This window comes from Rhodopirellula sp. UH5, assembly GCF_056839225.1.
Genome location: NZ_CM166390.1, coordinates 5,469,661 through 5,483,794, shown reverse-complemented (window position 1 = coordinate 5,483,794; position 14,134 = coordinate 5,469,661). Strand labels below are relative to the sequence as shown.

General features: G+C 56.9%; 10 protein-coding genes. 5 read left to right on the top strand and 5 right to left on the bottom strand.

Going from position 1 to position 14,134, the window contains the following annotated elements; translation table 11 throughout:
- Window positions 1–22: 22 nt before the first annotated feature.
- Window positions 23–3,112: an efflux RND transporter permease subunit gene (locus tag UH5x_RS19455; protein ID WP_482633390.1), complete on the top strand. Its 3,090-nt coding sequence runs from the start codon at window positions 23–25 to the stop codon at window positions 3,110–3,112.
- A 127-nt stretch (window positions 3,113–3,239) separates the two neighbouring features.
- Here UH5x_RS19455 and UH5x_RS19450 read toward each other — a convergent pair whose 3' ends face one another.
- From UH5x_RS19450 to UH5x_RS19440, 3 genes are all read right to left on the bottom strand, one after another.
- Entirely contained in the window at window positions 3,240–4,661 is a 1,422-nt protein-coding gene (locus UH5x_RS19450) for a sigma-54-dependent transcriptional regulator (RefSeq protein ID WP_482633389.1), read from the bottom strand.
- Window positions 4,646–5,974 carry a sensor histidine kinase gene (locus UH5x_RS19445; RefSeq protein WP_482633388.1) on the bottom strand — a complete coding sequence of 443 codons (1,329 nt, stop codon included), beginning with the start codon at window positions 5,972–5,974 and terminating at the stop codon, window positions 4,646–4,648. The genes UH5x_RS19450 and UH5x_RS19445 overlap by 16 nt, the downstream gene beginning before the upstream one ends.
- Before the next feature lie 544 nt (window positions 5,975–6,518).
- Window positions 6,519–8,054, bottom strand: a complete 1,536-nt coding sequence (locus UH5x_RS19440) for a TolC family protein (protein WP_482633387.1) — start codon at window positions 8,052–8,054, stop codon at window positions 6,519–6,521.
- Between the two features lie 416 nt (window positions 8,055–8,470).
- Here UH5x_RS19440 and UH5x_RS19435 point away from each other — a divergent pair, with 416 nt between their 5' ends.
- The 3 genes from UH5x_RS19435 to UH5x_RS19425 all read left to right on the top strand — a co-directional run bounded on the left by UH5x_RS19435 (window position 8,471) and on the right by UH5x_RS19425 (window position 11,226).
- The gene (locus UH5x_RS19435) at window positions 8,471–9,745 is read left to right on the top strand and encodes an SGNH/GDSL hydrolase family protein (RefSeq protein WP_047812629.1); all 1,275 of its coding nucleotides are present in this window, start codon (window positions 8,471–8,473) and stop codon (window positions 9,743–9,745) included.
- A 169-nt stretch (window positions 9,746–9,914) separates the two neighbouring features.
- On the top strand, window positions 9,915–10,391 hold the full coding sequence (locus UH5x_RS19430) for a PepSY domain-containing protein (RefSeq protein WP_482633386.1): 477 nt from the start codon (window positions 9,915–9,917) through the stop codon (window positions 10,389–10,391).
- Window positions 10,392–10,671: 280 nt separating this feature from the next.
- A complete protein-coding gene (locus tag UH5x_RS19425) occupies window positions 10,672–11,226 on the top strand; it encodes a sugar O-acetyltransferase (RefSeq protein WP_482633385.1) in 555 nt (184 codons plus the stop codon).
- Between the two features lie 109 nt (window positions 11,227–11,335).
- On the opposite strand, the gene UH5x_RS19420 is transcribed toward UH5x_RS19425, so the two are convergent.
- A complete protein-coding gene (locus UH5x_RS19420) occupies window positions 11,336–12,010 on the bottom strand; it encodes a hypothetical protein (RefSeq protein WP_047812628.1) in 675 nt (224 codons plus the stop codon).
- A 382-nt stretch (window positions 12,011–12,392) separates the two neighbouring features.
- On the opposite strand from UH5x_RS19420, the gene UH5x_RS19415 reads away from it, so the two are divergent.
- Complete coding sequence (locus tag UH5x_RS19415; protein ID WP_047812627.1) at window positions 12,393–12,872, top strand: hypothetical protein; 480 nt, start codon at window positions 12,393–12,395, stop codon at window positions 12,870–12,872.
- A gap of 152 nt (window positions 12,873–13,024) precedes the next feature.
- On the opposite strand, the gene arsS is transcribed toward UH5x_RS19415, so the two are convergent.
- Window positions 13,025–14,092: an arsenosugar biosynthesis radical SAM (seleno)protein ArsS gene (gene arsS / locus UH5x_RS19410; protein ID WP_482633384.1), complete on the bottom strand. Its 1,068-nt coding sequence runs from the start codon at window positions 14,090–14,092 to the stop codon at window positions 13,025–13,027.
- Window positions 14,093–14,134 lie beyond the last annotated feature (42 nt).

Sequence of the window (14,134 nt, the reverse complement as noted above, 5' to 3'; positions counted from 1 at the left end):
CAGCAACTCGAACGACTTCATCATGCTCACGAAGATCATTGAACTCTCGCTCCTCAATCGTGGGCTCGTCATCATCCTGACGATGCTGATGGCGGTCGCGGGTTTGTACTCGGCTTTGCATCTGCCAATCGATGCCGTCCCCGACATGACCAACGTGCAAGTTCAAGTCGTGACCGACGCAGGTTCCTTGTCTCCCGTCGAAGTGGAACGCTACGTCACTTATCCGGTTGAAAACACGATGGGCGGGCTGCCCGACGTGGAAGAACTCCGCAGCGTTTCCAAATTCGGAATTTCCGTCGTCACGATCGTGTTCCAAGAAGGAACCGATATCTACCACGCTCGCCAACTCGTGACAGAACGACTCGGCGATGCCGCCGCCGACATTCCGCCCGGGTACGGCACACCAACGGTTGGTCCCCTGACGACGGCGCTCGGCGAAATCTTGCAGTTTGAAGTTCGCAGCGACCGCCACTCACCGATGGAACTGCGGACGATGTTGGAATGGGAGATTTCCCCCAAACTGCGTCAGGTTCCCGGTGTCACGGAGATCAACACACACGGGGGTTACTACAAAACATTCGAAGTCCAGCCTGATCCCGATCGAATGACCAGCTATGGGATCCCGATGGAGTTGCTCTTCCAACGATTGCAAGCCAACAACAACACCTCGGGCGGCGGCTACGTCATCCATCACGGCGAACAACGCTTCATTCGCGGTGTCTCGCTGCTGGAAAACGAAGCTGACATTGAAAGCGTGGTCATTCGTCGGGAACCGGACGGGAACCCCATTCTGCTCGGTGACATCGCGAAAGTCAGCATCGAGCCGATGACGCGGCAAGGTGCCGTGACTCGCGATGGACGTGGCGAAGTGGTGACGGGTTTGGTGATGATGTTGATTGGCGAAAACTCACGCGAAGTGGTGGAACTCGCTAAAGAACGCCTGCAAGAGATCGAAGTCACATTGCCCCAGGGAGTGCGTCTCGAGGTCACCTATGACCGTGCCGCTCTGATCGGCCGCACGCTCAAAACGGTGCTGACCAACCTGACCGAAGGCGGCATGTTGGTGATTGTCGTGCTGCTGTTGATGCTCGGCAACCTGAGAGCCGGGATCATCGTGGCGCTCGCGATCCCCTTGTCCATGCTGTTCGCCACCAACGTCATGGCCTACACCGGCGTCACGGCCAGTTTGATGAGCCTGGGTGCGATCGACTTTGGACTGATCGTCGACAGCAGCGTGATCATGGTCGAGAACTGCATCCGCAAACTCTCCCACGACAACGGCGATGCCAAACACGAAGACGTGATTCGCGACGCAGCCGTCGAAGTTCGCAAGCCGACGATGTTTGGCGAACTGATCATTGCCGTGGTGTTCCTGCCGATCCTGTTGCTGGAGGGCACCGAGGGCAAACTGTTTCGCCCGATGGCTCTGACAGTGCTGTTCGCACTGGGCGGTTCGATGATCCTGTCTCTGTCATTCATGCCCGCCATGGCCTCCATCTTTTTGCCCAAGAAGATGAAGGAAGAAGATGTCCTGTTGGTGCGAATCGTCAAATTCTTTTACGAACCGTTGGTCACACGAGCGATCAAGCATCCTTTTGTGACCGTTTCCATCGCATTGACCGTGTTCGCACTCAGTCTGCCAATGGGTCGACACTTGGGGGCAGAATTCATGCCTCGATTGGAAGAGGGCGACCTGCTGGTCGAAGCCTTGCGGTTGCCAAGTGCGACACTGGAAGGTTCGATCGAAATGTCGACCCAAATTGAGAACATCCTCAAAGAGTATCCCGAAGTGGAAACGGTGTTTTCCAAAACGGGACGCCCCGAGATCGCCAACGATGTGATGGGTGTTCACCAAACCGATGTTTGGGTCCTGTTGAAACCGGTGCACGATTGGCCGGAACAAAAGACACGCGACGAACTGATTGAACAGATGTCCGAAGAACTCAATGCGAACGTTCCCGGCGTCGCCTTCGGGTTCACTCAACCGATCGAAATGCGAGTCGACGAACTGGTCGCTGGCGTCAAAGCCGATGTGGCTGTCTTGCTCTACGGCGATGACATGGAAGTGCTGGGTGAGAAAGGCAAGGAAATCGAAGCGGTGTTGCGTTCCATTCCCGGTGCGGTGGATGTCAAAGCAGACTACCAAGCCAACCTTTCCACCCTGACGATCAAAACCAAACCTCAGGCCCTGGCCCAATACGGCATTGATGCCCAAACCGTGTTGGACGTCGTCTCATCACTGGGGGGACATCAAGTCGGTCAAGTCTTCGAAGGACGTGCGCGGTACCCGATCATGGTTCGTGTTCCGCAGCGGTGGCGAGAAAACCTCGCCTTGCTCGAGCAAGTTCCCGTTGCGGACTCCAACGGAAAATCGGTCCCTCTGAAGGAACTGACCGACATTCGATTGGAAGAAACCCCGCCCACCATTGAACACGAAGGCAACCGTCGACGAACGTTCATCTCGGCCAATGTTCGGGGACGCGATGTCGCCACCTTCGTCACCGAAGCCCAAACCGCCGTGGCGGAACAAGTTGAATTCGCTCCAGGATACGAAGTGCGGTGGGGCGGTGACTTTGAAAACCTTCAATCCGCCAGCAAACGACTGGCGATCATCACGCCGATCGTGCTGATGATCATCATGCTGTTGTTGCACACCAGCCTTGGTTCGATGCGATTGGCGCTGCTGATCTTCCTGGCGGTTCCCATGGCGGCTTCCGGCGGAATCATTGCGTTGTATCTTCGCGAAATGCCGTTCAGCATTTCCGCCGGCGTCGGGTTCATCGCCTTGTTTGGCGTCGCGGTGCTCAATGGTTTGGTGTGGGTGAGTGCGGCGGAGCATTCCCGCCAATCAGGGATGCCACTGCAAAACGTCAGTCACGACACCGCGCTGGTTCGACTGCGTCCAGTCTTGATGACGGCACTCGTGGCCAGCCTTGGGTTCTTGCCGATGGCCCTTTCGACCAGTGATGGTGCCGAGATGCAGCGTCCTCTGGCGACCGTTGTGATCGGTGGTCTGATCACCTCAACGCTCCTGACCTCGCTCGTGATCCCCACGATCTACCCTTGGTTTGCCCGAGGCCTCGATGACAACAAGGTGGGCAGCGATCCCTGACTTCATTGATCGACGAACCTGTTTGTGAATGCCTTCTCAACAAGGTTCGTGGGCGAAAGCCCCTGCCCGCCACCTTTCACACAGCCGACGCCCGCCATCCCCCGCCCCGCTCAGACGGCGGCGGAGCTCAGTTGGCAAAGTCCGCGGCTTCGATCCCCAGCGACTTCAGCTTGCTCCGCAGGGTCACGCGGCTGATCCCGAGCAGAGTCGCCGCTTTGAGCTGGTTGCCGGCCGTGTGCGTGAGCACTTGACGCAACAGTTGACGCTCGGCGATGGAAATGGCTTCGGCGTACAAGTTGTCGGTGCCAGCCTCGAGCCGCTCAACAACAAATTTCTCCGAGAGAAACTCGGGCCCCGAGGAATCCCCGGCGTGTCCGCGAACGTCCCCCAGGGGCGGCAAGAAATCGGGCAACAGAACATTGCCGCGAGCGGTCAGCAACGATTGCTTCATCACGCTTTCGAGTTCACGCACATTCCCAGGCCAGTGATAGGCCCTCAGCGCTTCCAGTGTCTCTGGCGCGATCGTGCGAATGTCTTTTCCGAATTCATTGCTGTAGCGGCGCAGAAAGTACTCCGCCAACACTCGCAGGTCATCCTCGCGTTCTCGCAGCGGTGGTAACTGAATCGTGACCACACTCAGTCGAAAGTACAGATCCGATCGAAACAGGCCTTCGGAAACCAACTGCTTCAGATCATGATTGGTGGCCGCAATGATCCGGACATCGACCTGGATGGGTGTGTTGCCGCCAACACGTTCAAACGTTTGATCCTGCAGCACTCGCAGCAGCTTGGCCTGAGTCATCGGCGACATATCGCCGACCTCATCCAAGAACAAGGTGCCCCCATCTGCCTGCTGAAGTTTCCCGATGCGTTGCCGGTGTGCGTCGGTGAACGCGCCTTTTTCATGCCCGAAGATCTCGCTTTCCAGCAATGCGTCTGGGATCGCCGCACAATTGATCGCTTGAAACGGTCCGGTGGACCGAGCGCTGTGATGGTAGATCGCTTGGGCAACAACCTCTTTGCCGGTCCCGCTTTCGCCCAGCAACAACACCGTCAAGTTCTGCGACGCCACCCGGCCGATGGCCTTGTAGACCTCCTTCATCGCGTTGCAGCGACCGACGATCGCATCGCCCGTCGACTCTTTGTCAGCGTCCGATTCGGCGAGCACTGGTTGAACGCGGACCATCCGGCTGAGTTTGAACGCTTTGTCGAGCAGCGTCCGAATCTCGTCCAGTTCGAGTGGTTTGAACAGGTAGTCGTACGCTCCCAACTTGGTCGCTTCGATGGCGGACTGAACCGTTCCGTGCCCCGTGATGAAGATGAACGGAACTCGCGCGTCCAGTTCACGCAGACGCTTGAAGAGTTCCAACCCACTGACATCGGGCAAGCTCAAATCGATCACAACGACATCAGGTTTGGCATCCGTAAACAATCGCTCGCCTTCGGCACCGTCTTTCGCGGTCAACACCGAAATGGTATCGCTCGAGAAAGCTCGCTCGAACGCTTTGCAGATCGAGGGTTCATCATCAATGACTAAGAGACTTTGCATGAGACCTTGTCAATCGATGAGTCATTCGATCGGTTGGTGGATTGATCGGCCAACGGCAGCGTCAGCCGAAACTCCGCGCCCCCCTGAGCTCGGTTCTTCCCTGTCAGGTTCCCGTGGTGCGAGCTTGCGATTCGGCGGCAGATCCCCAACCCGAGACCAACGCCGGTCGGTTTGCTGGTCGAGAACGGGGTGAACAATTTATCCAGCATGTCATCCCGGATCCCAGCTCCCGTGTCGACCACCGACACTTCGAGTTCCCCGTTGCTGGCAACGGCACGAATGGTCACTTCGCCTCCGTCGGGCAGGGCATCCAGTGCATTGAGGGAAAGATTGAGCAACAGCTGCTGGAGCTGTGATGCGTCGCCTTCGATATGAAGAGGAGTTTCATCGCATTCGACCGTGAGCTTCACACCCTGCTGCCCACAACGGCCTTCGACCAACTGTGTGGTTTTCTGGATCACATTTTGAATTGGAAAGACCGACTGTTCGCCTTGTTCTGGACGTGCGAAATCCAACAGGCCGTTGACGCTGCGCTCCATCCGACGGATTTCCTGCTCCACCAATTCGAGGTCGTCGGTCGGCAACCCTTCCTCAGCAAATTTGCTGCGATTGACCTGGATGAGCATCTTGATCGACGTCAACGGGTTGCGGATCTCATGGGCAACCCCGGTGGCCAATTGAGCCAGCGTGGTCATTTGCTGTGCTCGCAACGCTTCGGTTTCGCGGGCCATCATCAACCGTTCCGATTCAGCCAACTCCGCCGCTGTCAGGTCACGAATGATCGCGATGCGAAGCCGTTTGGATTCCGACGGGTATTCGCTCACCGACACTTCGACTGGGAACGTGCTGCCATCAGGTCGCTTGGCACTGAGTCGGAAGGAGGCGGGCAAGGACTCGAACGACTGGGGCAAATCCTCCAGGAACGCGCTCGTCATCGTGCCCACCACCAGATCCATTTCGGTCGAAAACAACTCCGTTGCCGCACGATTACACGACAGGATCACTCCGTCATGGTCGAACGTCAGAATGCCCTCGCTGGCGTTGGCGACAATCGTTTCGCTGCGACCGTGTTCTTGAACCGCAATTCGCCGCAGTGGACCAATGATGACCCACCACAGGACAGGCGCGCACACCAGCGTCAACAACACGGCGTCCAGGACCGCGGTGCCGGTCTCGCCTAAGAAGTCCGGCATCACATGCGGTAACGCCAACATCACGCCGACCTCGGCAATGAACACCAGCATCAACACAATGCCCAGAATCCTCGCCGGCGAACGCAGGATGGAGGACAAAGCGGAAACACGGTCGGACATACGCCAAAACTGATCGAAGCGAGGAAAGCGGGCAGTCGCGTTGGATGAGTGACTCAGACGGGGCGGATGTTCGCCACAAACATCCGCTGGGATTGTCACCCCGCGGTCCAATGCCTGCTCCAATCGACTCGACGACTGCCATTCTACCAATGATTTCGACACTCAACATCTCGCCGATAGCGGCCAGCCAATCAGGATGCCGGCCGAGGTTGTGACAGCGAGACCCACGCACTCTCGCTTCGATGCCACCCTTCAAGCAAGCGATGTGCCGCTCCATGATGCCAGCCGCCGTTCAGCAGTGGACGGGCCGGCATGGCCCACTCAAACGGGCATCTGGCGCGCCGGCGCTGCAAAGGATCACGCCGTTGCCTTGGCTGTGAACCGACGAGCGTTGGAAAGTTTCTGTCCATGGGCGTGAACAGCTTTTGTCTCCCAACACTCCACGTCGGCTGAGCGCGATTCAGCCGACGTTCATGACTTGCCCGCCCCGGGTGACTCGCTGCAGGAGTCCTCCGAACACCGCGAAAGCAGACTTTGGTTTTGCCTACTGCCCGCCGAAGGATGCACCGCGGATGCCATCCCCGTCGGTGTAGTCGGTTGGCGAATCCAGTCCGCCGGTCAGCAACAGACCGTCCATTTTGGAGGCGGCTTGGGCCAGGTTCCCGCGGGCCTGAATCAAACGAATCGAAGACTCGTAATAACTGCGTCGAACAATCAGAACCTGCAAGAACTCCAGCTCGCCAGCACGATAGGCTTCCTCGGACAGTTCCAGACTCTTCTTCGCTTGCGGAATGATTTCATCTTCGTACTTGCGAACCGATTTCATCGCCGAGCCAAATTCCTGTGCCGCACGGGCCAAACGCGAGCGGATGGATTGTTCAATGCGTTGGACTTCTTGAGTCGCTCGAACATAGTCAGCGTACGCCGCGGAAATGTTCCCGGAGTTCTTGTTCCAAACCGGAATCGGAGCCGACAACTGCAGGTTGAGCATCCCGTGTTCGGTCGCCTCGTCGTAGCCTGCTCCCAGTTGAGCGGTCACATTGGAGATCGGCTGCGCCTTTTGACGCCGCACGAGGGCTTGCTTCTCGCACACGATCGCTTGGGCGGCGGTGAGCTCTGGACTCTGCGCCAAGATTTCCTGGTAGGTGGTTTCCCAGTCCGGAGTCGTCAGTGGAGTGTCCAGTTCGGCCACCAATCTGGCGGGCGTCGACATTTGCAGCCCAGCGATGGCGGCCAAGTCTTTCCACGCACCCTGGTATGCCACCTCAGCTTGTTCCGCCGCCAACGTGACTTCGCTCAGCAGCGTTCGTGCTTGCAGCGTTTCAATCAACGTGCCTTCTTCCGCATTCTGACGGTCTTCGGCGACCTGCACACCACGAAATGCCACACCAGCAAACTGCCGCGTCGCGTCGACTTGTTGTTGGGCGGCGATCGCTTCGAAAAAACGAACGCGGACATCCGTCAACACACGGTACCGCTGCGTCTCACCCTCAGCCGCTTGGGCGCGTTGGGTGTGACCGAGCACTTCTCGGTTGAGCCCCAGTTTGTTGCCACGCACAAATTCCTGTTCGACATAGATGCCGTGTTGGTCGGTGCCCCGGTCAGCAATCTGCTGCCCAAAGTATCCCAGCGTCGGGTTGGGGCGAGTCCCAACCTGCGAACGCAAACCAGCCGCTTTGCTGGTGGTTGCGTGGGCCGATTGAATGGCAGGGTTGTTGCCCAAGGCCATCGCTTCGATGTCAGCGAGTGTGTAGACCGCCGCATCGGAGACCTCGCCCTCGTTGGACATGCCCTCGGCTTCCCATGGCTCAGCCCGCTCAATGACAAATGTCGGGAACGATGGCGGATCGCCAGTGTGCGAGTTCGCGTCACCTTCGCCGCTGGCATCAACCTGTTCGTCGTCGAAGTACGCGACCGTCTCGACCGAGCGTGGTGCGGCATCATCCGCCGACACAACCTGCGAAGGCAGAGGCTCGATGTTCGCCTGACGGACCACATGCTTGGACGGGACGTTCACTCCCGCACAACCAGAAATCGCCAGCAGGCATGAGAGCGTGATTGGAAAGGTGAGCTTGGTCATGGCATCCGTGCACAGCAAGAGAGTGATTGAGAACCAGCGAAACGCCCCCGCTTCCATGCTGGTTGGATTTTCGTTGTGTTTGTTGTGAATGCCTTGTTGGGATCAATCGGTTGAACCGCTGCGAACCTTTGCAACAGGACGATCGAAACGATTGAAACACCCCTGAGAGGCCCGGCGAACCCATGCAGCTGAAGCAGCTGTTCCAGCTAGAAAAACCCTTGCAGCTAGAAAATTTTGCCAAGAGCTGCGTGAACACGGCCTCCTAAGCCTGCCCTGGCTGCTTCCCCATGTGGTTCCGGTGCGTTCCACCCGGCCGAGATGAGCGATCACCAGCGAGCAGAATTTCGTTCCAGTAAGATGTGCAACCTGCCTTTGACGCCCTCCAGTCATTCCTCCCTCCTGCCCCCACCTTGTCGATGCCCCCAATCATTCGCCTCCTCGGTCTCCTGACGTTTCTCTCTGTCCCCGCGGTCCAGGCCCACGGGGACTTCCCTCTTCGCGAAGCAGTCGAATGTCATCCACGGGCTGGGCTGCCAAACTTCATCGCCAAAGTCGAGGCAGGCGAGACCGTTCGCGTGGCCTACCTCGGTGGCAGCATCACAGCCGCTCCCGGTTGGCGGATTCAATCGCGTGAGTGGCTCCAAGAACAATTCCCCAACGCCACCGTGAATGAGATCCATGCCGCGATTGGTGGAACGGGATCGGACCTGGGTGTGTTTCGTCTGCAGCGGGATGCGTTGCAACACGACCCGGATTTACTGTTCGTGGAGTTCGCCGTCAACGATGGCGGAGCTGCGCCGGAGCGAATCCACCGTTCCATGGAAGGCATCATCCGGCAAACCTGGGCTGCCAACCCTTCGACGGACATCTGTTTTGTTTACACGCTCACGCAGCCCATGCTGCCTGATTTGAAAGCTGGCAAGATGCCTCGCGCAGCCAGTGCCATGGAAGATTTGGCCGATCACTATTCGATCCCATCCATTCACTTCGGCGTCGAAGTCGCGCGTTTGGAATCAGCGGGCAAACTCATTTTCAAAGCTCCGAAGCCTGCCGACATGGCCACGGAACCGATGGTCTTCTCGACCGATGGCGTCCACCCCCATGTCGAAACGGGGCATCGTCTCTACACCGAGGCAATCGCCCGCTGTTGGCCACAGATCACCGCAGCAAGCCAAGACGCAAAGCCTCATGCGATCGAAAACCCACTTCGCGAAGACAACTGGGAACAAGCCAAAATGGTGGCGATCCAACCCCAGATGTTGACCGGGAACTGGACCAAGCTCCCCTCGGATCACTCCTTGGCCCAACGCTTTCAACGAAACATGCCCGAGCTCTATCAAGCCAACGAACCCGGTGCCCGTTTGGAATTTGTGTTTGAGGGAACCAACGCGGGAGTGTTCGACCTCCTTGGTCCGGACGGCGGCGAAGTCCGCGTCTTTCTCGATGGCAAGGAAGTCACCCGCAATCGAATCGATGGCTATTGCACCTACCACCGCATGGCAACCCTGAACGTTGGCTCAGAATTGGAACCAGGCCAGCACACGGTCAAAATCGAACTGACACCGAAGCAACTCGACAAACGCGAAATCCTCTTTGAACGCAACCGAGGCGATTTCGATGCCAAGCCCGACAAGTACCAGGACCACACCTGGTATGCCTCCTCGGTGATGTTGATCGGCGACTTGAAGTGAGCCGCGATCGGCAGCTCAACCAGCCTGCCAAGGAAGCTGAAGCAAACTTTAACTTCGCTTCAGCCACACTTCATTCAGCTTGCATACCATTTTCTTCCGTCGACTGGAGAACCGGAATCCCCTGTTCTCGCAGTCGCTGGAATTCACTTCCCATTCAAGGAGTCAGAAAATGAAATTGCTACTGCTGAGTTCTCTCGTCGCCACAATGCTCGTCCCGCTCGGCTTGACCACCACCAACGTTGTCAACGGACAATTCGCTGGCAGCACGCGGCTCTCGGTGATCGAAATTGTCCAGAATCTAGAAAAAGACGGATACGGTCCATTCACGGAACTCTCGAGGGATGACGGCAATTGGGAAGTCGAAACGCACAAGGGTAACGAGTCCGTTGAATTGATGGTCGATCCCTACAGCGGCAAAGTGCTCTCTGAACATCACGACGATCCCGACACACCGCCACCCGCGGGCGCGATGCCGCTGTCGAAGTTGCTCAAAACGGTAAAAAAGAACAGCAACACTCAACCGATCCACGAAATCTCGTTCGAACGCCGCTACTGGGAAATCGAAGCGTTCCGAAATGGGCAAAAGCGAGAATTGCATGTTGATCCGATCACAGCCAAAATCATCGCGGATCGCATCGATGACTGACACGGCCTCTTTCGAAAGAGGCCACACACCTTCTTTCCCGGGAGATATCGATTTCATTACCAACGTTTTCGACGCGTCCTTCTCAGAGGACGCGAACCGTAGTGGACGAGGCAACGAGTCCTTCCCCACGCAAGGGACTCGTTGCCTCGTCCACTACCCAATGCTGTCATTGCGACTTCCCGGAGGGAATGCAGAGGGTAGCCGGCGGTCGAGCGAAGCGAACACCGCCGGGAAGGGATCCATCCCACCAAAAAACTCCCTCGAAAACAGACATGCCCCGATGAAATCCGAGAGAGAAAAAATGCTCGCCGGCGAGCTGTATGACCCGAACGACCCTGAGTTGGCGGAAGCCCGCATGGTCGCTCGCGAACGTTGCCATCAGCTCAACCACAGCTCGCCTCGCGAAGAAGCACTTCGCCGCAGCATTCTGAAGAAACTGTTCGCCAGCGGTGGCGATTCCGTCTGGTTGGAACCTCCGTTTCACTGCGACTACGGGACGAACATCCATCTCGGCAAGCAGGTCTACTTCAATTTCGATTGCCTGATCCTGGATGTCTGCGAAGTGCGGATCGGAGACTTTGTCTTCATTGCTCCTGGCGTCCACATCTACACGGCAACGCATCCTCTCGAATCACACCTGCGACGAACCCAAGAGTATGGCAAACCAATCACCATCGGGAACGACGTTTGGATCGGCGGGAAAGCAATCTTATGTCCGGGCGTCACCATCGGCGACCGCAGCGTGATCGGTGCCGGCAGCGTGGTGACCCAAGACGTGCCGGTTGGATCCCTGGTCGCTGGCAATCCAGCCAAGGTGATCCGACCAATCACTTAGCACGATCTTCTCTCTGCGTTGAATCGCGACGATCGACATCCACGCCTCCATCCATCCACCGTTCACTTAAACGATGAATGGATCCACCACCGATCAACCAGTGCGTCACCTATTTGGTCACGTCGTACTTGGCTGGGTTCTGGTTGAACATCTGCTGTTGTTTCTCGCCTGGGAATTGATAACGCATCCCACGATAGAAACTCGTGAAAGCTGGATTCCCTGCCATGTCCTGATTCATTTCCACTTTGCAAACGGAACATTTCCCGTCCAACGCAAGGTCCGCGTTCTCGTACTTGGCCTTGTCGGCCTCAAACATCGCCTTCGCTTTTTCATTGGCGAACAAGTAGAGGCGATCATTGTGCATGCTGGAGAACTGCACGTTGCCAGGAACCCGTTTGTGCATTTCGACCAAGGCCACCACACAATCGCCTCCCAGCGCAGGGGTGAACTGAGCTGGGTTGCTCAAGAACATTTTCTTTTGTTCTTCGCTTGGAAAGAGGTAGGTCTTTCCATCATGTTTGACCGAGAACTGCGGATCACCCTTGACCCACTGTTTCATCTTGATCACGCAAACAGGGCAGTAGCCTTGCAAACCAACCGCATTTCCTGCGGCGTGATTCCCGGCGACTTTTGTCCCGCTTCCCGCGGCGCGAGGCGGAGCGGTTCGGGTTCCGGACTGAGCTGCCGCGGTCTGAGCTGCCATCGTGGCTGGCAGCAACGCCAACGCTGCGATCAGGATGCCTCGGATCTGAATTCCGTTGCCGAGCGAGTGACTTGTGTTCATGGCTTTCTTTTTTGACTTGTGAAAGGAAGGGGTTTCTTGCCTGCGTCGATGACGAAGAGCCCGTGGATTCCTTACACGGAAATCCTGTTTTTTTTCGCACTCCGTCCTTCAGGATAGAAAAAGGTAGAAAGCGAGCGTTCAGAGGGGGGGAAGTACGTCGAGTCGTCGGCACATGCTTCCAGGACGCGTGAAAGCCTGCTTCCCCATCTTCTCCGGTGCATCAACGACCCACCCGAAAGAGAGGTTCTTTCGCTGAGAAAAGATTCAAGAACTGTGACATCACTCACATCCTCGCGGCGGATGGCGAACCAGAATCCGCATCAGTTAAGTCACGGGACATGGAGCTGTGTCCCAGAGGAACCCTTGTCGATAAGGAACGAAGATGAAATTTGGATGGAAGTACTCGATGGTCGCTTTGGCGGCTCTGTTGGTTTGTGCCATGAGCAGTGATGTCAGTGCACAAAGCGGGTCCTGTGGAGCCGCCTGTGCCGCGGCACGGACGGTGTCGCCCCAGGTGATGTATTCCACACCTTCGACGACGAGAATGTACACGTCGACTCAAGCAACACCGATTGCGGTTGGATCAGGTTGTGCATCGGGCAACTGCGGTGGCAACGTTGTCACATCCCACTCCATTGCCCAGCCAACGATCCACTACTCGACGCCCGTTTCGACGCCCATCTCGGCGACAGTCAACTCGGTTCACACCAGTTACGCCCCGAGCTATCAGGCCACCCAGGGTGTGCCTGTCTCGTCCGTGCCCGCCACTTCATGGCAAGGTGCCCGATACCAGACCTACTCGGCACCAACTTGTTCCGGTGGCAACTGCTCTGCGAATCGAGTTTATCGCCAACGCCGCTAAGTGCCGCACGCTTGCAATGGCCCCCTAAAACGCGATCGTCAGAGGCGATCGTGTGTTGGGTTGAACAGTGTCCCCGACGGTTTCTGAACCAGCGGGGACCGAGGTGTCCAAGCCTGCTTTGCAAATCCCCAGGACGCTCTGAAGTGAGTCAATCAAGAAGCAAACTCCGACTGCGGTTTCAACACCGCCCCCTGACAACTTGAGCCGCAACCCGCTGTGCACCCAAAGCAATGGCGCCCGGTCATGATCGTCCGACTCGTGAGCCGTTCGGCATCGAAATCGTGAATGGTCCCGGGCATCCCCGGTTCCAGTTCAATGTTCAACATCTGATTGAAATCACAATCAAACAGTCGACCTTGCCAATCCACGGACACCATCGATCGGCACATCACCCCATCAAGCGTCAACGGATTGAATTGATCGATCAGCATCTGCAAATACTCATCGAGCTTGCCTTGCTTCAGCAGGTCATCCAAGAATCGACTGATGGGCAAATTTGTGATCGTGTGCAACTCTGAAAAAACAATGTCGTAGCGTGACTTCAGTTCACGTCGATACGTTGCTTCCAATTCCTCTTGCTGCGGTGGCAAGGCGAGCCCAATGGGGTTGTAAACCAATGACAGTTTCCGGCGTGATCCGGGGATGCCATACCCCAATGAGTTCAAACGACGCAAAGCATCGATGGATCGCCGGAACACACCGTCGCCACGCTGACTGTCACAGTTCTCTTCCAGGTAACAGGGCAAAGAAGCCACCACCTCCACATCATGCTCAGCCAGAAACTCTGGCAAATCTTTGAATCCGTTGGCCATCAAGATGGTCAAGTTGCAACGGTCAATCACACGTCGCCCGAGCTTGTGAGCTTGCTCAACGATCCAACGAAAATGGGGATTCATTTCAGGAGCGCCACCGGTGATATCCAGCGTTGGGATGTCATGGTTGGCCAGCACGTCGATGATTTGCTCCGCTGTTTCTCGCGACATGCTTTCGCGGCGGTCGGGCCCGGCGTCCACGTGGCAATGAGTGCAAGTTTGGTTGCACAATTTCCCAACATTGATTTGCAGCACGTCGATGCTGGTGGCGCGAAGCTTCCCCAATCCGCTGGCCTGCATTTTCTGGTTGAAGGTGGGCTGCCGAGGCGTCCCCTCTCCCTCCAGAATTTCTCGCTGCATCGCTGCATTGGCGAGCTCGCTCTTGCTGCGTAAAAGTGACAACTGCATGGTATTTTCCTTGGTGAACGAGTCTTTTTTCTTTGGGAATCA